The organism is Lactobacillus rizhaonensis, from assembly GCF_036246345.1.
GTDB classification, from domain to species: Bacteria; Bacillota; Bacilli; order Lactobacillales; family Lactobacillaceae; genus Lactobacillus; species Lactobacillus rizhaonensis.
The window spans coordinates 1-22,443 of sequence record NZ_BTTV01000001.1; the positions used below are offsets into that span (position 1 = coordinate 1).

The following is a 22,443-nucleotide window of genomic DNA, read 5'->3' on the forward strand; positions in this document are numbered from 1 at the left end:
GGTATTGGGCGCATAGCTAAAGCCTTGATCTAAGAGTGCACCATGCATACGTCGATAACCGTAAGTCTCATCACTTTCTTGGTAGAAGATAGACTTGATTACGCCTTTAACAGCAGCGTATTTATCTAATCGGTTCAATCGGTGACTGCGGTTGTCGTAATAAGTTTTGCGGTTAAGGTGCAGCTTGGCAAGCAAAAGCTTTAACGGCACCTCAGGTCGCTCAGCCCGAATCTCCACGACTATTCTGGTTTTTTGCCGGTTGGTGAGCGTGGATATCGGGCAGCCACTTTTTTTAGGATTAAGTTATCCAATTCTAAGTCGGCTTTTTGTGCCTCTAGCTCAGCAACCTGACGACGCAATTGTTCTACTTCGGTTAGCTTCTTAGTGGGTTTAAGCTTCTTCTGACGCTTCTTTTTAGTCATGGTTGGTGGTCTCCCCTTGGATTTTGGGAGCAGCCCAGAGTAGCCTGCAGCCTGATAAGCCGCCAGCCATTGTCTTACTACTGACCGCGAAAGATTAAAAACTGCAGCTACCTGGAGTACTCCCATGTGATGTTCATGATAGAAGCGTACCACATTTAGCTTGAATTCAGGCAAATAAGTTTGTCGGGTGTGAGTAACCTTTAAAGCGGCTAAGCCATGTTTACGGGCACGTTCTGCCCAGGCCCTAATCTCGGTATGATCAATGCCGTATTCGCGTTCTAGTTTAGCTAAAGAGGTTTGGTGGGATAAGTATTTACTGCAAATTTCCATTTTCAAAGTAGTTGAATATTTAGTCATGAAAAAAGTGCTCCTAATAGTCAGATTAATGTCTAACTATTATGGAGCACTTCAATTCCGGGGGTTAACTTCATTCACTGCTGTTTTTTTATATCTCTTGGAACAAGTTGTTATAAGTTAATAAATATTTTTGGTATATCTCCTCAATTATCTTGCTGCTATGATTTCCACTAATAGTGGCAAGCTCCAAAACAAATTATATAATTAAAAAAATTGAAAGATTGGTATGATTTGTATCCTTTTTGATGAGTAAAAAAAGATTTACATTGGTGGAGATACTGCCTTTGTTATGTTTGATAAAACTTAAAATTACCAAATTTTATATAAGTAAATTGTTGCAATGAGAAGTGTATCGGCAACATCATCTTTTATTAATAGCAGAATATATAAAAAATTGAAATGAAAGATTTGCCAATGAGGTTAGCTAAAAACAATACCTTCAAGTAAAACTACAGACTATAACTTGTCTTTTTTTGACTTGAAAATTAATTGAAAGAGCAATAAGAATATCTCTATTTAAACATAAACTTTTAAACAGATTTTGGGAAATAAAAAAGCAGAAGAAAACTTCTGCTTTAAAAACTTTTTTATTTTACGCTAGGCACGGGTAACTTTACCAGATTTTAAAGTCTTAGTTGAAACCCATACACGCTTTGGTTTGCCATCAACAAGAATACGAACTTTTTGAAGGTTTGGCTTCCATGCACGACGGTTTGAATTCAACGCGTGTGAACGTGTGTTACCAAAAGTGGTCTTTTTGCCAGTGATATAGTCTTTTGCCATTTGCTAAACCTCCTTTATTGTGTTTTCATACTAAGTTAAGATAGCATAAGTTTAAGATCATTGCAACTCCAAAAGTATTTTTTATGAAGGGAATTTTGTATTTAAACTTGATTACTATGATAAAATAGATTCATAATATTGAGAACAATGATACGGAGGTAAACATGGCTGTAAAAATCAAAACAAAGAACGGTTTGATTGATATTTCAAACGGAGTGATTGCAACTGTTGTCGGAAGTGCGGCTACATCCAATTACGGCGTTGTTGGCATGGCTTCAAAAAATGCTATCCGTGATGGTTTCGACGGAATTTTAAATCGAGCAAATTATAAACGTGGTGTTGTTGTCAGGTCTGAAGATAATCGGATTACGGTTGATGTCTATATAATTGTCGGCTATGGTCTAAAAATATCTGAAGTAAGCCGCAATGTCCAGGATAGTGTTAAATTCAATTTGAAAAATCAACTTGGAATTGAAACTAAAGCTGTCAATGTCATCGTTCAAAGTGTTAAAGTGCTTGACGAATAACTCAAGCGGAGGTTAAAAATATTGGTTTTAAAGGAAATAGACAGTAAAAAATTTAGAGATATGGTTCGCGTTGCGACACACAGACTTGGACGCAATGCAGAGTTTATTAACTCTTTGAACGTTTTCCCGGTTCCTGATGGAGACACTGGAACAAATATGAATTTAACTATTGAAAGTGGTGCAAAGGCTGTTGCCCAAAATAATAGTGATAGCGTAGGGGACTTGACAGAAAGCCTCGCAAAAGGAATGTTAATGGGAGCTCGGGGCAATAGTGGAGTTATTTCTTCTCAGCTATTTAGAGGAGTCTATAAAGCCACTCAGGGCATGAAAACACTTAATGCACAAGAATTAGCCAACGCTTTTTCAAATGGAGTTGCCACTGCATACAAAGGCGTCATGAAACCCGTTGAAGGAACAATTTTGACTGTTGCCCGAATTGGTGCTCAGGAAGGTGCTAATAAAGCCAATGAAACCGATGATGTTGCAGAAGTCATGAAAGCGATTGTTGAAGGCGCCAAAAGAGCGTTAAAATCAACTCCTGACCTATTGCCAGTTTTGAAGCAAGTTGGAGTAGTCGACTCAGGAGGACAAGGACTTTTATTTATTTATGAAGGATTTCTTGAAGGACTTCTAGGTGAAGAATTTGCTGATCGTTACCAGCCGGACGAAGGTGAAATGGATGAAATGATTAATGCAATGCATCATCAATCTGTCCAATCTCAGCTTTCCACTAAAGATATTGCTAATGGTTACTGTACTGAAATTATGGTTGATTTAACTGCTGACGTTCCTGCAAAGAAAACCTTTAATTTAGATGAATTTAGAGAGCATTTGTCTAAACTTGGTGATTCTCTTTTAGCTGTTTCAGATGAAGAAGTAGCAAAGGTTCATATTCATACAGAGCAACCTGGAGCTGTTTTTGCATATGGCAGTCAGTTTGGTCAGTTAGGAAAAATAAAGATTGATAATATGCGAATTCAACATGAAACTATTGTCAATAACAATGAAGAGAATCAAGAAAGCGTTGATTTTGCTGTTATTGCCGTAGCTTCAGGTAATGGTATTCGAAAGCTGTTTGAAAGTGAGGGAGTTAACCGGATAATTTCTGGTGGACAAACTATGAACCCTTCAACTCAAGATATTATCGATTCAATCAAAAAATCTGGTGCCAAAAAAGCAATTGTAATGCCAAATAACGGTAATATTATTATGGCGGCTAAACAGGCTGCAGAAGTTAGTGATATTCCTGTTGGTATAGTTCCTACTAAAACTATTTCACAGGGTTTGACGGCGATGCTTTCGTTTGATCCGGATGATTCTCTTGATGACAATGTTGCTAACATGACTGATGCACTTGATACTGTTGTTTCGGGAGAAGTTACTAAAGCTAACCGTGATACAACGATTAATGATATAGCAATTCATCAAGGTGACTTTTTAGGAATAATTGATGGAGATATTAAAGTAGCAGCTTCTGATCTAATTGTTGCTGCCTCCTCTATGATAGAAAAAATGCTGGATGAAGATTCAGAAATTATCACAATAATGTATGGACGTGATTCTAATAAAAAAGAAGCCCAAAAGCTTGTCGATGAATTAAAGAAAAAGCATGATGACCTTGAGTTTGAGCTTCATGATGGCGGTCAGCCTGTATATAATTTCCTGATTTCCGTTGAGTAATTATGATAGCAAAAGAACTTTTTGCTCCAGTAACCGATTTGAAAGGTGTGGGAACAAAGACTGCTGCTGCTCTTGGAAGTTTGGGAATTTATAGCGTTTATGATTTGTTGTATTATTTTCCATTTCGTTATGATGAGCTTCAAACGATTCCTCTTGATCAGATCATGGATGGTCAAAAGGTAATGCTTAAGGGAATTGTTGCAACAGATGCTTTTGTAACCAGGTTTGGTTATAAAAAAAGCCGCCTTAGTTTTAAGTTAAGAATTGACCATGATGTCATCATGGTCAATTTTTTTAATCAACCATGGTTAAAAGAAAAAATTGCAGTTGGCAAAGAAGTAGCAATTTACGGTAAGTATAATGCTGCTAGACAAAGCCTGGCTGCCTTTAAGTTCGTTGCAGCAAAAGAAAATGACAGTGGTATGGCACCCATTTATTCAGTAAACCGGCAGATTAAGCAAAAAAAACTAATAGATTTAATCAATCTTGCCTTAGATGATTATTTAGCTGAAGTTGATAATGTAGTTCCTACTAAGATAAGGCAAAAATACCGCTTGCTACCTGAAAGTAGTATTGTACAAGAAATGCATCATCCACAAAATGCTACAGAATCTCAGGTTGCTAAAAGAAGTGCCATTTTTAGAGAGTTTTTTATATTTCAAACTGAACTAGCCCAGTTGACTGAATACAATCCGCGTAATAAGGGGATTGCTAAAAAGTATAACTTAGATGAAATTGCCAAGCTTACTAAGTCACTACCATTTGAACTATCTGCAGATCAAAAGCATGTAATTAACGAAATTTTTACTGATTTATTTTCTTCAGTTCAAATGCAGCGACTGTTGCAAGGGGATGTGGGTTCTGGAAAGACAATAGTCGCTGTTTATGCACTTTTTGCGGCAGTGACAGCCGGCTTTCAAGCTGCACTGATGGTTCCAACAGAAATATTAGCAACGCAACATTTTAAAAAGATTGATGAGTTGCTGAAACCTATGGGAGTTCGCTGTGCTCTTTTGACGGGTTCTACCAAAACTTTGGAGCGTAGAGAAATTTATAATGAACTAACTGATGGTACTATTAATGTTGTGATAGGTACTCACGCTTTAATTCAATCTAGTGTGATTTTTAAAAAATTGGGATTAGTTATTATTGATGAACAACATCGCTTTGGTGTTAATCAAAGACAAGCCTTAGTCAATAAGGGAAATTTGCCTGATGTTTTAGCAATGACAGCCACACCAATTCCGCGAACTTTAGCTTTAACAGTGTATGGCAACATGACTATTTCCGAAATACACCACCTGCCGGCAGGACGAAAAAAGATAGTTTCCTGGTGGAAAACGAGCACGCAAATGGATCAAGTATATCAACTAATGCGTGAGCAATTAGAGCAGGGATTCCAAATATATGCTGTCACACCTTTAATTTCAGAATCGGAAGACTTAGATTTAAAAAATGCTGAACAGCTTTACTACAAGCTAAGTCGTGACTTTCCTAATGAAAAGGTTGCTTTACTTCATGGGCAAATGCCAGGAAATAAAAAAGACGACATTATGGCTGCTTTTGCCGCAGGTGATATTAATATCTTGGTTACTACTAGCGTAATTGAAGTAGGAGTAGACGTTGCTAATGCTAATATGATGGTCATTTATAATGCTGATCGCTTTGGTATTAGTCAACTGCACCAGTTGCGTGGACGAATTGGTCGGGGAAAAACTCAGAGTTACTGTATTTTTTTAGCTGATCCCAACACCCAGGCCGGTAAATCCCGCATGAAAATAGTGGCATCAACAACAGACGGATTTAAGTTAGCAGAAGAAGATTTAAAGATGCGCGGTGAAGGTGATCTGTTTGGTAAGGCACAATCTGGTTTACCTGAATTTCAGGTAGGAGACGTTGTTAACAATTACAATACCATGGTAGTGGCACAAAAAGAGGCCAAAAAATTGATTAAAAATGATCCTCTCTTGCAAAAATCTGAAAATAAAACTTTAAAACAAGTGTTAGAATATAAGCAATTACAACAAAAAAGAACTTAGTAAAGGTTGAGGATAAGATGAGAACTATTGCCATTGATGCAATGGGCGGAGAAAATGCTCCTGAAGCAATTATTCAAGCAGTATTGCAGGCAAAAAAAGAACTGCCGCAAACGAAATTTATACTTTTTGGCGATCAAGCGAAAATAACGCAGTTATTAGGCGAGGATAAAAGTCAGACAGAGGTTATTAATACCACTCAGATAATTAATGATGAAGATGAACCAGTTAAGGCAATTAGGTCTAAAAAGGATTCATCACTTGTCGTGGCGGCGCAATTTGTGAAGCAGGGCAAGGCAGATGCACTTTTTTCACTAGGAAATACGGGTGCCATTTTAGCTTGTGGTATATTTATAATAGGACGAATTAAAGGAGTAACTCGTCCGGGTTTTATGCCGACCCTGCCAGTAAAGAATTCTGATGATGGTTTCAATATGATCGATGTTGGTGCAAATGCCAAAAGCAGACCGGAATATTTGCTGGCTTGGGCTAAAATGGCCTCATATTATGCTGAAAAAGTCAGAGGAATAAAAAACCCCCGGGTTGGTCTGCTTAATAATGGGTCTGAAAATGATAAAGGTGATGATGTTCATCAGCAAGCCTTTCAATTATTGCTGAATAGCAAGCTTAATTTTATAGGTAACATTGAGGGCAACGAATTATTGGACGGTAAAGCTGATGTAATTGCGACAGACGGTTTTACAGGCAATGCAGTTTTAAAAAATATTGAAGGCACTTCTGGTGTTTTAATCCATCTGTTAAAAGATAGTTTGCTCAATAATGGACCTTTTGTTAAATTAGGTGCATTGATGATTAAAAAGGCACTAAAAAGTTTAATTTCAAAATTTGATGTAGCTAAATATGGTGGTGCTGTTTTACTCGGAGTTAATGCTCCTGTAGTTAAAACACACGGTCGTTCAGATCAGCGTGCTGTATATTTTACAATTAAGCAAATTGATAAAATTTTACAGGAAAAAATAATTGATAATTTTAAAGCAGAATTTGCTAACGAAAGCAAGTAACAACAAGGAGTAGCAACATGAGTAAAGAAGAAATTTTTAATAAAATCAGGGATATTTTAGCAGATAATTTTGAAGTTGATAAAGACAAAATAACCGATGAAACTAATTTCACTAGTGATTTGGACGCTGATTCCATTGACTTAGTGGAATTCATTTTACAATTAGAAGATGAATTCGGCGCCGAGATTTCTGATGAAGATGCAGAAAAAATTAAAACTGTTGGTGATGCTGTTAATTACGTTGCAAATCATCAAAACTAATTAAAAAAATTAATTATTAGTTTGCATACAATTTGTTTCACGGTTATAATTAGAAATTAAATAAATTTATTAAATATCTTTAATAAATTCATTGAAGATTTGAGAGGGGAAATGACCTTTGGAAAAACAAAGTGATCTCTTGCTAGATATCCAGCATTTACATACAGCATATCGTTTAAATGGGAAATTTTATGATGCTGCAGATGATATTAATTTAACTTTGAAAAGGAATGAAATTTTATCAATTGTAGGTGAATCTGGTTGTGGTAAGAGTACAATCGCATCTAGTATTATCGGTTTGTACGACCATAAAAATACAAAAGTAACAGGTGATATTCTTTATAATGAATTGAACTTGGTAGGCCTGAATGAATCACTGTTCGATAAAATTCGTGGGAATAAAATCGGAATGATTTTTCAGGATCCTTTGGCCAGTTTAAATCCACTAATGAGAGTTGGTGATCAAGTAGCAGAAACTTTGTATTACCATACAGATATGGATGAGAAACAACGTCATGCACGTGTAATTGAGCTTTTTAATCAGGTGGGTATGCCGAAACCTGAAGAAACATACGCCATGTATCCATTTGAATTATCTGGTGGATTAAGGCAACGTGTGGTTATTGCCATGGCTGTTGCATGTAAACCTGAAATTATCATTGCTGATGAGCCGACAACTGCCCTTGATGTAACTATTCAAGCACAAATTTTGGACTTGCTTGAAGATATCCAAAAGCAGTCTCAATCTGGTATTATTTTAATAACTCATGACTTGGGAGTAGTTGCTGAAACAGCTGATGAGGTTGCTGTTATGTATGGTGGTCAAATAGTAGAAAAAGCTGATGTCAAAACAATTTTTGAACATCCACTTCACCCTTATACCCGATCTTTGTTAAATTCAATGCCTCAATCTGAAGATGAAGAAGAAGATTTACATGTTATTCAAGGAACAGTTCCATCATTGCAAAATATGCCTAGAAAAGGTGACAGGTTTGCTGCTAGAATACCGTGGATACCTGCAAGTGCCCATGAGGAAAATCCAGTAATGCATGAAGTTGAACCAGGGCATTGGGTTAGATGTACTTGCTGGAAGACGTTCCACTTTCAAGATGAAGTGAGTGGGGAGTAGTTTATGGCTAAAGAAATTATTGAAGTAAAAAACTTAAAAGTTCATTATCCTATCAGATCTGGTTTTTGGAATCGTATCACCGATTATGTTCGTGCCGTTGATGATATTAGTATTACTATTAACGAAGGAGAAACTTACGGACTTATAGGTGAATCTGGTTCAGGCAAGTCGACTACTGGCAAGGCAATTGTTGGAGTTGAACCTGTTACCAGCGGCAGTATTATATATAAGGGTGTCGATATTACCAAATCTAAAAATCGCCACAGACTCAATTACAATAAAGACGTCCAAATGATTTTTCAGGACTCTCTGTCAAGTTTAAACCCGAGAAAACGAATTGAGGATATTATTGCAGAGCCAATACGCAATTTTGAGAATTTAACAACTGATCAAGAACGTGACCGTGTGCAAGAATTACTTGACATCGTTGGTATGCCGAGTGACTCAATATATAAATATCCGCACGAATTTTCCGGTGGTCAAAGACAAAGAATTGGCGTAGCCAGAGCGGTTGCTACTAATCCACGTCTGGTTGTCGCTGATGAGCCAACAAGTGCCTTAGATCTATCAGTTCAAGCACAGGTGCTAAACTTTATGAAGCATATTCAGCAGCAGTACAATATTGCTTATCTCTTTATTTCTCATGACTTAGGTGTCGTTAAACATATGTCCGAGAATTTGGCTATTATGCACCGTGGTCGTTTGGTTGAAATTGGTTCAAGAGAAGATATTTATCAGCATCCAATGCACATCTATACGAAAAGGCTGCTTTCTGCTATTCCGCAAGTCGATGTTGAACACCGAGATGAACATAAGAAGCATCGTCAAGAAGTTGAACAAGAATTTCAAAATGATCAAAGTAAGTGGTATGACAAAGATGGCCGTGTTTTTCCACTTAAGCATGTATCAGATAATCATTTAGTTGCTTTACCTGAAAAAGAAATAGTCGAAGAAGAAACAAATGATAAGGAGGGAGCATAATCATGTGGAAAACTGTTTTAAGACGTGTTTTAATTATGATCCCACAATTGATCATTTTAAGCATCTTAGTCTTTTTCTTGGCAAAAATGATGCCGGGAGACCCATTCACGGGACAAATTAATCCTAATACTGACCCTAGGCAACTAGAAGCTCTGAAAAGAGCTGCCGGACTATATGATCCGGCCCCTGTTCAATATGCTCGTTGGGTAGGTAATATTTTTAAAGGCGATTTAGGTACCAGTTATATACAGCACGTTCCGGTGACCTCTTTAATTGCCGATAGAGCTGTAAATACATTTTGGCTTTCGCTGTTAACAACAATAATTAGTTACAGTATTTCAATACCTCTTGGTGTGATTGCTGGTAAACACCAGGATGAATGGCAAGACCAAGCTGTACAAATTTTTAATTATGTTACTTTTGCTATTCCTGCTTTTGTATTTTACATTTTAGGTATCTGGCTGTTTGGTTTTCTCCTAGGCTGGTTTCCTATTTCAGGTTCGGTTTCTCCTAATGCTTCTGGTTTCTGGGGTACATTGGGTAGTCAGCTTTACCATATCATTTTTCCAGCTATCTTGAGTGCGTTGATAACAACTACTGGAATCGTACAATATTTAAGAACGGGAATTGTTGATAATAAAGTTGAAGATTACGTCAGAACGGCTCACAGTAAGGGTGTTCCTGAAAAGGTTGTGTTTAATAAACACATTTTACGTAATTCACTGTTACCAATAGCTTCCTCATTTGGTACAGTTATAACTGGTCTGTTAAGTGGTTCAATGATTATTGAAACTGTCTTCAGTTATCCTGGTATGGGAAAATTGTTCTTAGACTCAATACAACAGCGTGACTATACTACGCTAACTGCATTAATTTTAATCTTTGGTTTTCTTACTCTACTCGGTAATTTATTATCAGATATTATAATGAGTATAGTAGATCCAAGAATTAGGATAAAATAAAGAAGGGGAGACAAATGTTGAAAAAAAATAAAACCACTTCGACTGATAAAGCCAAGAAAGTGCAAGTTTCTCCTCCTGCTTCAAGTTTTAGAGTAGTTGTACGAGAAGTTGTAAAGGACAAGAAAGCTTTAACTGCCTTCATAGTGATAGTCTTAATTTTGTTATTAACTTTTGGCGGTTCATTATTTCTGAATTCTGATAAAGTCACTGAGGCAAACATAATTGAAGCTTATACAGGCTGGTTCACTGATGGTCATATTCTGGGAACGGATGATGGTGGACGAGATGTTCTCAATCTATTAATTATGGGTGGTCGTAATTCTATCCTTATTGGATTAGGGGTTACTGCTGTTTGTGAGACTGTTGGTTTAATTGTCGGTCTCGTTTCAGGATATTATGGTGGCTATATTGATGCAGTCATTATGAGAATAGTGGACTTTGTGCAGGTTTTGCCTGCAACGCCTATAGAAATTGTCTTGGTAACTGTTGTACCGCATTACAGTCCTGTTACTTTAGTTTGGATTATTTCGATTTTTGGCTGGACAGGTACGGCAAGGTACTTTAGAGCATTTGTTCTTTCTCAAAGAGAAAGAGACTATGTTCTGGCATCAAAAACTTCTGGTTCATCAGACTTGAAAATAATGTTTAGAGAAGTCCTACCAAACATTGGCTCTATGCTGATTATCGATGTCGTACTAACAATTGCCGGTAACATCGGTATTGAAACCAGCTTGTCGTTTATTGGCTACGGCTTACCGCCTACAGTTCCTTCCTTGGGTACTTTAATTGGTTTTGCCAACGATCCGGTTAACGTTGTCAACAGGCCTTGGCTATGGTTGCCGGCTACAATATTGTTACTAGCTATTTCCTTAAGTATCAATTATGTTGGTCGTGCTTTACAAAGAGCTGGTGACGCCCGGCAAAGGGAAAATTAAAACTGAATTTTTAGCAATTATATTTTAAAATCTCTGCTAATAGATAATATCGTGAGTTTGCTATATTATTTATTAGCAGTTTTTTCTCTAATTTCTCTATCACTAATTTTTATAGCAAAATTTTCAACATTAAACTGTTTAATTTTTACCCCATAAAGACTGAAAAAAGTAAGTATTAGGTATTTACGGCAACAATTAATATCAGAAATTGCTCTTTTTGAAATAAATATCTATTAAATAAAAATGAATAAACCGTTGCTTTTTTAATTTTATGTGGTAATATTTAATTATTAACTTGTTTTGAAAATTAAATTTTCCTGATAATAAAAAGGAGTTATGTAGAGATGAAAAAATCTAATTTATATAAATCATTGGGGGTAGTAACAGCAGCTGCTTTAACGCTGGTAGCTTGTGGTAAATCTAATAATACGGCCAATGACAATTCTAATGCTAAAACTGCTAAGAAGTTCCCAGAAGCAGTGCCTAAGAAGGAAGCTAAGCAGGGTGGAACTGTTAAAGTTGCCTTGGAAACTGATACGCCATTCACAGGAATTTTTTCTGATGAGTTAGCTATGAGTGCAATTGACAGTTCAGTTGCATCTCCTGGTGAAGAATCACTTTTTGATACTGATGACAACTACAAGATTAACGATAAGGGTCCAGCTACCATGAAGTTGGATCATAAAAATAAGACTGTCACAATCACTATCAAGAAAGGTGTTAAGTGGTCAGACGGGAAGCAGGTTAATGCTAAAGACATGGAATATTCTTATGAAATATTCGCTAATAAAGCTACTCAATCAGAAAGATATACCAGCCAGTTAGCCACTATTAAAGGTTTACAAGCATATCATGATGGCAAGGCTAAAACAATTTCAGGTATTGAAATGCCTGATGGCCCTAATGGTAGAACAATTGTAATTCACTATCCTGAATTAAAACCAGGTATGAGCAACAGTGGTAACGGTTATTTCTGGGAATCTGCGGCTCCATATCATTACTTAAAGAATGTTCCTTTTAGTAAGCTAAAGGAATCTGATCAGATTAGGAAAAAGCCTTTGTACTTTGGCCCATTTAAGGTTAGCAAACTTGTTCGTGGTCAATCAGTAACGTGGACACCAAATAAATATTACTGGCGTGGTAAGCCAAAACTAGATAAGGTCATTTACCAGGTTATTAATCCTAATTCAGCCAGTCAGGCCATTAAGAGTCACAAATTTGATATCATTGGAGTTATAAATTCACAATGGGATCAAGTTAAAAAGACTAAGAATGTTAATTTTATTGCCAATATTCCTTTGTCATATAGTTATTTAGCATTTAAAGTTGGTAAATGGGATGCCAAAAAGGGCAAAAACGTTATGGATCCAAATGCCAAGATGAATCATAAGCCATTGCGGCAAGCTATTGCATATGCGATGAATATTGCAGAAGTTGATAAGCACTATACTAAAGGACTTTCTTTCCAAGTACCTACCCTGATTCCAGCGCAATTTGGTGATTATTATAATAAGGATCTTAAGGGTTATACCTACAATCTGAAAAAGGCGAACGAGATTTTGGATAAAGCCGGCTATAAGAAGAAGGGTAAATGGCGTACTCAACCAAATGGCAAGCCATTGAAGATTCATTATATGGCAATGTCTGGAAATGCTACGGCTGAGCCTATTGCACAGAATTATTTACAACAATGGCATAAAATTGGTTTAAATGTTTCTTTGGTTGGTGGCCGTCTGACAGAATTCAATTCATTCTATGATAAAGTGCAACACGATGATCCTTCTGTTGATATGTTTACAGCAGGTTGGAACCTTTCAAGTGAACCATCTCCAGCTGACCTTTACAAAGAAGCAACACCATCCAATTACTCACGCTTTGTCACTCCAGAAAACAGTAAATTACTTGATGAAATTGATTCTCAAAAGGCTTTTGATCATAAATACCGTGTTCAAAAGTTCCACGAATGGCAAAAATACATGTTTGATCAAGCTTATGTAGTTCCAACATCAAATGCTTATGGCATCGATGCTGTAAATGATAAGATTACTGGATACTCCTTGAAACCATCACAAAATAACAATGGTCACCAGTTATGGTACCAAGTTGGTTATGTTAAATAATTGAATTTAACTAAAAATATCAAACTAGCAAAATAGTTTGATATTTTTTATTTTTGCTTTTTAAAACCACTTTTTATGATTTTCTATAAAATAATTTTTGATAACACATTATTAAAATTAAATTTTTAAGCTTTTAAATCTAAATTCTTTCTGGTATTGGCTGACTTATACATTTGAAAGAATTTCTATTATTAAATAATATGTATTTTGATTACTTTACTATTTATAAATAGTATAATTTCTGAATTTGCCTTGCTTTTTTAATGATTAATGTTAACATTTATCTGTTAGCTTGTTTCCAAAATACTATTAACTTTGCATATAAAGGAGACATGTATGATGAGAACAAGAAAAATTTTGAGCTCAGTCGGAGTTGTAACCGCAGCTGCGTTAACTTTGGTAGCTTGTGGCAAGAGCAATAAGACCGCCAGCAATGAGGGAGCTAAGACTGCCAGCAAGTTCCCAGTTGAAACCCCAGTTAAGACTGCCAAGAAGGGTGGAACAATTAAAGTTGCTGAAATAACTGATACACCATTCACCGGCGTCTTTAATGAAGAATTGCAAATGGATCAACCGAGTGCTGATGTTGCAAGTCCTGGTCAAGAATCATTATTTGAAACAGATGATGATTACAAGATAAACGACAAGGGTCCAGCTACTCTTAAACTCGATCGTAAAGCAAAGACTGCCACTATCACAGTTAAAAAGGGTGTTAAATGGTCTGATGGCAAACAGGTAACTGCCAAGGATATAGAATTCGCATATGAGATTATTGCAAACAAAGCAACTAAATCTCAAAGATATGCCAATCAACTCAATATTATCAATGGCTTGAAGGAATATCATGAAGGTAAGGCCAAAACAATTTCAGGAATAGAAATGCCTGACGGTCCAGATGGACGAGTTGTAGTGCTGCACTGCAAAGAATTAAAGCCTGGTATGTATTATAGTGGTAACGGCTATATTTGGGAGGCAGCCGCACCGTATCACTATTTAAAAGATGTTCCGTTTGATAAACTAGAATCTTCAGATAAGTTGAGAAAGAATCCTTTGTTCTTTGGTCCCTATAAGCTTGATAAAATTGTACGTGGTCAATCTGTTACCTGGGTTCCAAATAAATATTATTGGCGTGGTCAGCCAAAACTAGACAAAATTGTTTACCAAGTTGTTTCTCCAAACTCTGCTTCACAAGCAATTAAAAATCATAAATTTGATATTATCAGGGTTACTAACAGTCAGTGGAAACAAGTTAAGGATACTAAGGATGTCACATTTGTAGCTAAAATTCCTCTATATTACAGTTATTTAGCTTTTAAGGTTGGTAAATGGGATAGTAAAAAATCAAAGAATGTGATGAATCCGAATGCCAAAATGAATAACAAAGCATTACGCCAAGCTATAGCTTATGCAATGAATACTGATGCTGTTTATAAACATTATACTGACGGCTTAAGCTTCCAAGTTCCAACTTTGATTCCAGCACAATTTGGTGATTATTTTGATAAAAGCGTAAAAGGCTATACTTATAACATTAAGAAGGCCAATCAAATCTTAGACAAAGCTGGCTACAAGAAAAAAGGTAAATGGCGTGTACAACCTAATGGCAAGCCATTAACTATTCACTTCATGGCTATGTCTGGCAATTCCGTTCAACAACCGATCATGCAAAACTTCATTCAACAATGGAATAAGATTGGTTTAAATGTTAAATTAGTTGGTGGCCGCTTGACAGAATTTAATTCATTTTATGATAAAGTTCAACATGATTCACCTGACGTTGACATGTTTATGGCTGCATGGGGTCTTTCGTCTGAACCTTCTCAAGAACAAATGTACAGTGAAGGGACAATGTCCAACTATTCACGTTTTGTCACTCCAGAAAATACGAAACTAATCAAAGAGATGGATTCTCAAAAGGCGTTTAACCATAAGTATCGTGTAGAAAAATTCCATGAATGGCAAAAATACATGTTTGATCAGGCTTATGTTGTTCCACTTTACAATGCATATCAAATTGATGCCGTTAATAGCAAACTTACCGGTTATTCACAAAAACCATCCAAGCAAAATAATGGGCATCCACTTTGGTACAAGGTTGCTTATACAAAATAAAAGTTAATATAGAATAAAAATTAGAAGGCTATTGTTTTTTTGAAACAATAGTTTTCTTTTTTATACTTAAAAACTGGTATAATTTAGGTTATTAAGGAGATGATAGAATGGTTAGTACCAAGTTTATTAATCGATTAGATAAGAAATATAAAATTAAATTTAACGATCAGAAGTTATTAGAAGAAGCCTTTACCCACTCTTCATATGCCAACGAGCATCCTGGAGACGGCATTCGTGATTATGAAAAGTTGGAATTTTTGGGGGATGCAGTTTTAGAATTAGCAATATCTGATTACCTTTATCGTAATTTTTCGAGTCTTAATGAGGGTGAATTAACCAGGATGCGTTCTAATATTGTTGATACTGAAGGCTTTGCGGAATTTGCTCAGAAATTTGGCTTTCCGGCTGAAATTAATCTAGGTCATGGTGAGGAAAAAGCTGGCGCGCGTTCTCGTAAGACACTGCTAGAGGATGTTTTTGAAGCATTTAACGGAGCGCTTTTTCTTGATCAGGGCATGGAAGCAGTCGAACATTTTTTGAGTTTAACAGTGTATCCATTAATTGATGCTGGGAAATTTGATGCTTCACGTGATTATAAGACTGATTTACAAGAATTATTGCAGCAAAATGGACCAGTAAAGATTGAATACGAAGTCTTAAAAGAAGAACAGCTGCCGTCTAGTTTTACGGTCCAGTTAGTTGTCAATGGCAAAGTATTGTCTCAAGGGCAAGGCCATAATAAAAAAGCTGCAGAACAAGAGGCTGCGAAAACTGCTTTAAATAAGCTTAATTAGGGAGATGAGTGTGTGCCACTAACTGAACTAATAATTGACGGCTTTAAATCTTTTGCCGAAAAAACAAAAATAGAATTCGATACTGGTATTACAGGCATAGTTGGTCCTAATGGTAGTGGTAAAAGCAATATTACCGAAGCAATAAGATGGGTCATGGGAGAGTCAAGCGCCAAGTCTTTGCGGGGCTCAAACATGAAAGACGTGATATTTGCGGGCAGTGAATTTCGTAAGCCGGCCAACCACGCTGAAGTTTCCCTTATTTTTGACAACAAAAAAGGTGAACTTAATTTTAAGGATGACCAGGTAATTGTAACTCGGCGAATTTTACGGTCGGGAGATAACGAATATTTAATAAATAAAAAAAATGTTAGACAACGAGATGTCCGAGCCTTGTTTCTGGATTCTGGCATTTCACAAGAAAGCTTAGCCATTATTTCACAGGGACGGGTTGATCAAGTATTAAATTCCCGTCCTGAAGAGCGGCGCTCACTGTTTGAGGAAGCAGCTGGAGTATTACATTTTAAAAAGCAAAAAGAAGAAGCAAAAGTTCAATTACAAAAGACCACCGATAACCTGGTACGCATCAATGATTTAGTAAAAGAACTGGAGCAAAGAATTGAACCTCTTCATGAACAAAGTTCTCTGGCAAAGGAATATCAATTTCAGAAAAAAGGTCTGGATCATGAACTAAAAACTTTGTTAGCATTTGAGATTCAAGATTTAGATAAACAAAAACAAACAGTGCAAGAAAAAGCTGACCAAAATCAAAATCTGTTAACAAAATTAGATCAAGAAGTTAAGACATCTCAGGGTGCGGTAGCTGACAAAAGAAAAGAATTTCAGACTTTAAATGCTCAAAAAGATCAAATTCAAAATGACTTATTTTCGTTGACAAAAAAGCTTTCCGAAATAAATACGCATTTGCAAGTTTCCGAGCAGAGCAAACAGTATAATGAAGCTACTAAAAAAGAATATCAGTCCGAATTAAGCGACTTAAAAGAGCAGGTAGTGAGTAGCAGAAAGGAAACAACTAATCTGCTTGAAGAAGAAAGCCATCTAAAAAAAGAACAAGAGGAGCTAAATCATAAGAGAGTAGGGCTAACGGCACAGCTTAAAGAAAACCCGGAACAACTGAACCAAAATTTAGAGCAGCTGCGGTCAAATTATATTCAGTTGTTACAAGATCAAACTTCTAATAATAATGAAATCGTTTATCTTAATTCTGAATTGAAAAAGCTTAGCGATAATACCCAACTGCAAACAGAAAATGTTTCTGACGAACTAAAAACAGAAAAAGATGAGCTTAATAGACTTCAGGTCGAAGGCAAAAGGCTTAAACAAGATTATCAAAATAAGAAACAACAGATAAAGGAGCTATCTGAAGAGCAAGAACTAACGCAAAATAATTTGTTGACTTTGCAAAATTCTCTTTCTACAGAAAGCCAACAATTCAGTCAATTAAGGGCACGCCATGATGCACTGGAAAATATCCGTAAACGTCACGAAGGGTATTTTTATGGTGTTAAAAATGTGCTAAATAATTTAGCAGATTACCATGGTGTTATAGGTGCTGTGGGTGAATTAATTACTTTTCCTGCAAAATATGAAATTGCCATGGCTACGGCTCTAGGTAATGGAGTTCAAAATTTAGTAACTGCAACAAAACTGGATGCTCGGGATGCCATTAACCAGTTAAAAGAAAATCGTGCTGGACGAGCTACTTTTTTGCCCCTTGATGGCTTGCGGGAGTATTCGATCCCTTCTTCGACGATTAAGACTATTTCATCTTTTTCTGGCTTTCAAGGTATTGCAAGTGAAATAGTTAAAAGTTTGCCTGGTCAAAATATTACGCCTGCGATTAACTATTTGCTTGGAAATACTATAATAGTTGATACCATAAATAATGCGCTAAAAATTAGGCAACGCGTTTCTCGCTATCGTATTGTTACGCTTGATGGCGATGTTATTTCAACTGGTGGTTCAATGACAGGAGGAGTGCGCAATCAAAAAAGTAATTCTCCGCTTCAAACTACAGCAGAACTTGGTGAACTAAAGCAAAAAATTGGCAAATTACAGCTGAAAATAAAAAATAGCGAAGCAGATTTAGCTGTTGTCAATAAGAAAAATAATGTTCTGCTCAAAAAAGTAAAAGATGCACAAGCAAAGCTCCAAAATCTGAAACAGAATTTAGGTGAGACAGCACTTTCGTATCAAAATCAGGAAAAAGAAGTTAACAGGTTAAAGGCTGCTAATAGTTTATTTGAACAGCAAAAAGAAGAACGCAATCAGGAAATTGATTCCACTAAGCAAAAGATTATGCAAGCGGAAAAAGAAAAGAAGAGATTTCAAACAGAAATTTCTCAGCAAAAGCAAAAAATTAGTGATCTGCAACTGCGAATTAAAAACTTTACTGAACTAAATCATGATATTCAGTCCAAATTGAACGAGCTTGATCCGCAGATTGCTGTTTATGCCAACAAGTTGGAAAATATTACAAAACAAATATCTGAAAAAAGACGGAATGCAAACCAGCAGCAAAAACAAATTGCTACTTTAGAGCAAAAATTAAATGAACTTAAACAGAATGATCTTCTTGATCATAAAAAACAGACAGCTTTTGAGCAGGAAAAAAATGATGGCGCCGTTAAGAAGCAGAAATTACAAAAGCAGCTTAATAGTTTGAGTTCTAAACTAGGCCAGTATGATGCACAAATTAACCAGCTTGATCAGGTGGCAAGCCGAAATTATGATCTGCGTAAAGATGCGGCTGCCGAGCAAAAAGAATATTCTGTCAAAATAGCGCAATTAAATAGCCAGATAGACCAGCGTTTAGATACTCTGAGTTCTGATTACTCGTTAACATATGAAGCAGCTTTGAATCAAGCAGAAAAGGAAAATACCGAAGCAAATCGTGCCCAACTGCAAAAAGATGTGAAATTGCATCGTATGTCTATTGCTGATATCGGGCCAGTTAATCTAAAAGCAATTGAAGAGTATGATAATGTTAAGAAACGGTATGATTTTCTTAATGCTCAACAAAATGACTTGCTAAAAGGGCGAGATAACTTAGAAGAATCGATGTCGGAACTTGATCAAGAAGTTTGTAATCGGTTTAAATCAACTTTCACTGCTGTAGCTAAAAGCTTCAGTGAACTATTCCCAGTTGTTTTTGGGGGCGGTAGTGCCAAGCTAGTCTTAACTGACCCAGATCATTTATTAGCTACTGGTATCGAAATTATAGCTCAACCACCAGGAAAGAAACTGCAAAGACTCAGTTTACTTTCAGGTGGGGAACGGGCATTGACCGCAATCACTCTTCTTTTTGCCATGCTGAAGGTTAAGCCAGTGCCATTTTGCGTGTTAGATGAAGTCGAGGCTGCGTTGGACGACTCTAATGTCACTCGCTTTGCCAACTTTTTAGAAGAATATGACATGCATACCCAGTTTATTGTAATCACACATAGAAGGGGCACAATGGAAAGAGCAGACCAGCTTTATGGTGTTGTAATGCAAGAATCAGGAGTTTCACAAGTATTATCCGTTTCTTTAAAAGAATTAAAAAATGAGGTGAAATAAAATTGGGTTTATTTGATAAAATAAAAAAATCATTGTTTGGTGAAAATGACGAAACCAAAAATAACGAAAATAGTGCTCAACCTAAAAACGAAAGTCCTAAAGAGGATCAAGACGTTTCCGCTGACCAAGCAGAAGATGAAAAAACAAAAATTACTAAAGACGGTAGTAACGAGTCAGCTGCAGTAGAAAAAGATTCTGCTGAGACAGATGAATCTGAAAAGCAAAATGAAGATTTTACTACTTCATCGCTGGAGCAGACTCCAAATGAAGAAGCTGAGGACGAAACAGCTAGCGAAGATCAGGATGAAACTGAGTTATATGAAAAAGGCCTGGAGAAAACTAATCAAGGCTTTGGTGCCAGATTAAATCGCTTTTTCGCACAGTTTAGAACAGTTGACGAAGATTTCTTTGACGATTTGGAGGAGCTACTAATTGAGTCTGATGTTGGCTATGAAACAGCCGAAGAACTGACAGACGAACTGCGTGATGAGGCTAAATTGCAAAAAGCCAAATCACGAGATGACCTAAAAAGGGTGATAGTAGAAAAATTAGTTGACCTTTATGATGAAAGTGGTAATTCAGAAAATGAAAAGCTAACTGTCCATAATGACGGTAAACCAAATATCTATCTCTTTGTTGGGGTGAATGGCGCCGGTAAAACCACTACAATTGGCAAATTAGCAAAACGTTTTAAGGACGAAGGTAAGTCTGTTCTTTTAGCTGCAGCTGATACATTTAGAGCTGGTGCAGTTGAACAACTGTCTGAATGGGGAGAAAGAGTTGGTGTTCCTGTTGTAACTGGCAAGGAACAAGCCGATCCGGCTTCTGTTGTTTATGACGCCACGACAAAGGCTCTTCAAGAAAATTATGATTTTTTACTTGTTGATACGGCCGGTAGATTGCAAAATAAAAAGAATTTAATGAATGAGCTGGAAAAGATTGAAAGAACGATAAAAAAGCAAGCTCCAGAAGAACCTACTGAAACTCTTTTAGTACTTGATGGCTCAACGGGTCAAAATGCATTATTGCAGGCCAAAGATTTTGATAAAACTACCAAACTAACAGGTTTGGTGCTCACTAAGTTAGATGGCTCCTCAAAAGGTGGGGTAGTTTTAGCAATTAGAAATGAAATGAAGTTGCCAGTAAAATTAGTTGGTTTAGGTGAAAAGGCAAGTGATTTGGCAGATTTTGATGCTGCAAATTATGCAGTTGGACTATTTCATGATTTAATTTAAGAATAAAACTTGTGCAAAAGGAAGATACTTAATGAAAGAATACAGTGCGTGTACAACAATTTTAGTAGGTAAAAATGCGTCGGTTGATGGTTCAACTATGATTGCTCGTAATGATGATACTTTTCGTCCTATTACGCCGCAAAAGTTCATTATCAGACCTGCCGCTAAAAATGAAAGTGGCCGTCAAATTAAATCTTGGTTGAATAATTTCAAATTAGACCTACCAGAAAACGCTCAGGCAGTCCCTGCTGTACCTAACGTTGACTATAAAAATCGCGGCTATTATGATGAGAGCGGCATTAATCAAAAGAATGTTGCTATGTCCTGTACTGAATCGACATATGGCAATGAACGTGCACTGGCTTTCGATCCCCTGGTAAAGGACGGACTTGACGAAGATTGCATGCAATCTGTTGTGCTGCCATATATTGATTCTGCTAGAAACGGAGTTGAATATTTAGGAAAACTGATTGCCAAATTCGGTTCGCCAGCTGGTAACTCAGTTCTCTTTAGTGATAAAGATGAAATATGGTACATGGAAATAGTTACGGGCCATCATTGGGTTGCTCAGCGTATTCCAGATGATGCCTATGCGATAGCAGCCAATCGGGTTTCAATTGAACAAGTGGATTTTGATGATTCGGACAACTTTATGTGGAGCGAAGGCATTCAAGAGTTTGTGGCGCAACATCATTTAAACGTTGATCATCAAGGTTGGAATTTCCGTCATATTTTTGGTACCTATAGTCAGCAAGATCGATTTTATAATACTAACCGCGTATGGTACGGCCAAAAATATTTTAACCCTGAAATTGAACAAGAACCCACTGACGGTGATTTACCATTCATTCGGCGTGCGGCGAAGAAAATAACCAGAGAGGATATTGAATTTGTCCTCGGCAGTCATTACCAAAACACACCTTATGATCCATTTGGTAAAGGAACAGAGGAGGAAAAACACCGTTTTCGGCCAATTGGATTAAACAGAACCCAAAATTCTCATATCTTGCAAATTAGAAATGATGTTGATCATGATAAAGCTGCTATTATGTGGTTGTGCATTGGTGGTCCAACTTTCACACCATTTGTACCATTTTTTGCTAATATGAATGACACGGACCCTTCATATAATAATACTTCTATGACATATAATCTTAACGATGCCTGGTGGTACTATAAATCACTTGCAGCCTTAGTTGAAACCCACTATCCGCAATTTGTGCAATTGGATACAGATTATTTAAATGAATTGAACCAATATTATCGTCGCCGGGTTTATGATGTTATTAAAACAGCAGGAGCTAAAAAGGGCAGTGAATTGACTACATATTTGACCAAAGCAAACCAAGAAACAGTTGCTTATACCAGAAAACGGTCTGAAAAACTTTGGGCGCAAATGATGATAGACTCCATCAACATGTCAAAATTAACTTTTAATATGGATGAAAACCTATAAATTCAATTCTGGTTTAAAAATACTTAAAAAAGTCTGGAAAATTTTTCCAGACTTTT

At 36.5% G+C, this 22,443-nt stretch carries 17 protein-coding genes and 1 pseudogene; 15 read left to right on the plus strand and 3 right to left on the minus strand.

Translation table 11 applies throughout. From position 1 onward, the window contains the following. The 3 genes and pseudogenes from AAA915_RS00005 to rpmB form a co-directional block, all read right to left on the minus strand. Positions 1 to 210 (minus strand): annotated as a pseudogene (locus AAA915_RS00005) (IS3-like element IS1223 family transposase); the annotation flags it as partial. 29 nt (positions 211 to 239) lie between these two features. Continuing rightward, positions 240 to 779 (minus strand): helix-turn-helix domain-containing protein, encoded by a 540-nt coding sequence (locus tag AAA915_RS00010; protein WP_034981760.1) that lies wholly within the window; start codon positions 777 to 779, stop codon positions 240 to 242. Between the two features lie 597 nt (positions 780 to 1,376). After that, positions 1,377 to 1,562, minus strand: coding sequence for a 50S ribosomal protein L28 (gene rpmB / locus AAA915_RS00015; RefSeq protein ID WP_046325054.1), 186 nt, complete (start codon positions 1,560 to 1,562; stop codon positions 1,377 to 1,379). Positions 1,563 to 1,726: 164 nt separating this feature from the next. On the opposite strand from rpmB, the gene AAA915_RS00020 reads away from it, so the two are divergent. From AAA915_RS00020 to AAA915_RS00090, 15 genes are all read left to right on the plus strand, one after another. Continuing rightward, positions 1,727 to 2,089 (plus strand): Asp23/Gls24 family envelope stress response protein, encoded by a 363-nt coding sequence (locus AAA915_RS00020; protein WP_046325053.1) that lies wholly within the window; start codon positions 1,727 to 1,729, stop codon positions 2,087 to 2,089. A 21-nt stretch (positions 2,090 to 2,110) separates the two neighbouring features. Further along, entirely contained in the window at positions 2,111 to 3,769 is a 1,659-nt protein-coding gene (locus tag AAA915_RS00025; RefSeq protein ID WP_338198739.1) for a DAK2 domain-containing protein, read from the plus strand. Between the two features lie 2 nt (positions 3,770 to 3,771). Then, complete coding sequence (recG, locus tag AAA915_RS00030) at positions 3,772 to 5,808, plus strand: ATP-dependent DNA helicase RecG (protein ID WP_294878532.1); 2,037 nt, start codon at positions 3,772 to 3,774, stop codon at positions 5,806 to 5,808. Between the two features lie 17 nt (positions 5,809 to 5,825). After that, positions 5,826 to 6,827 carry a phosphate acyltransferase PlsX gene (gene plsX / locus AAA915_RS00035; protein ID WP_198202150.1) on the plus strand — a complete coding sequence of 334 codons (1,002 nt, stop codon included), beginning with the start codon at positions 5,826 to 5,828 and terminating at the stop codon, positions 6,825 to 6,827. A gap of 17 nt (positions 6,828 to 6,844) precedes the next feature. Next, on the plus strand, positions 6,845 to 7,087 hold the full coding sequence (gene acpP / locus AAA915_RS00040; RefSeq protein ID WP_046325049.1) for an acyl carrier protein: 243 nt from the start codon (positions 6,845 to 6,847) through the stop codon (positions 7,085 to 7,087). 118 nt (positions 7,088 to 7,205) lie between these two features. Further along, the gene (locus AAA915_RS00045) at positions 7,206 to 8,216 is read left to right on the plus strand and encodes an ABC transporter ATP-binding protein (protein WP_046325048.1); all 1,011 of its coding nucleotides are present in this window, start codon (positions 7,206 to 7,208) and stop codon (positions 8,214 to 8,216) included. Between the two features lie 3 nt (positions 8,217 to 8,219). Next, positions 8,220 to 9,197: an ATP-binding cassette domain-containing protein gene (locus AAA915_RS00050; RefSeq protein WP_110446221.1), complete on the plus strand. Its 978-nt coding sequence runs from the start codon at positions 8,220 to 8,222 to the stop codon at positions 9,195 to 9,197. A 2-nt stretch (positions 9,198 to 9,199) separates the two neighbouring features. Beyond that, entirely contained in the window at positions 9,200 to 10,159 is a 960-nt protein-coding gene (gene opp4B, locus AAA915_RS00055) for an oligopeptide ABC transporter permease (protein WP_110446220.1), read from the plus strand. 14 nt (positions 10,160 to 10,173) lie between these two features. Then, positions 10,174 to 11,094: an ABC transporter permease gene (locus AAA915_RS00060; RefSeq protein ID WP_110446219.1), complete on the plus strand. Its 921-nt coding sequence runs from the start codon at positions 10,174 to 10,176 to the stop codon at positions 11,092 to 11,094. A 344-nt stretch (positions 11,095 to 11,438) separates the two neighbouring features. Further along, positions 11,439 to 13,214 carry an oligopeptide ABC transporter substrate-binding protein gene (locus AAA915_RS00065; protein ID WP_110446218.1) on the plus strand — a complete coding sequence of 592 codons (1,776 nt, stop codon included), beginning with the start codon at positions 11,439 to 11,441 and terminating at the stop codon, positions 13,212 to 13,214. A gap of 339 nt (positions 13,215 to 13,553) precedes the next feature. Beyond that, on the plus strand, positions 13,554 to 15,326 hold the full coding sequence (locus tag AAA915_RS00070; RefSeq protein ID WP_338199797.1) for an oligopeptide ABC transporter substrate-binding protein: 1,773 nt from the start codon (positions 13,554 to 13,556) through the stop codon (positions 15,324 to 15,326). 107 nt (positions 15,327 to 15,433) lie between these two features. Beyond that, the gene (gene rnc / locus AAA915_RS00075) at positions 15,434 to 16,120 is read left to right on the plus strand and encodes a ribonuclease III (protein WP_046325042.1); all 687 of its coding nucleotides are present in this window, start codon (positions 15,434 to 15,436) and stop codon (positions 16,118 to 16,120) included. A 12-nt stretch (positions 16,121 to 16,132) separates the two neighbouring features. Further along, a complete protein-coding gene (gene smc / locus AAA915_RS00080; protein WP_338198754.1) occupies positions 16,133 to 19,696 on the plus strand; it encodes a chromosome segregation protein SMC in 3,564 nt (1,187 codons plus the stop codon). Positions 19,697 to 19,698: 2 nt separating this feature from the next. After that, positions 19,699 to 20,931 carry a signal recognition particle-docking protein FtsY gene (gene ftsY / locus AAA915_RS00085; RefSeq protein WP_338198756.1) on the plus strand — a complete coding sequence of 411 codons (1,233 nt, stop codon included), beginning with the start codon at positions 19,699 to 19,701 and terminating at the stop codon, positions 20,929 to 20,931. A 31-nt stretch (positions 20,932 to 20,962) separates the two neighbouring features. Next, the gene (locus tag AAA915_RS00090; RefSeq protein WP_338198758.1) at positions 20,963 to 22,387 is read left to right on the plus strand and encodes a C69 family dipeptidase; all 1,425 of its coding nucleotides are present in this window, start codon (positions 20,963 to 20,965) and stop codon (positions 22,385 to 22,387) included. Positions 22,388 to 22,443: the final 56 nt, after the last annotated feature.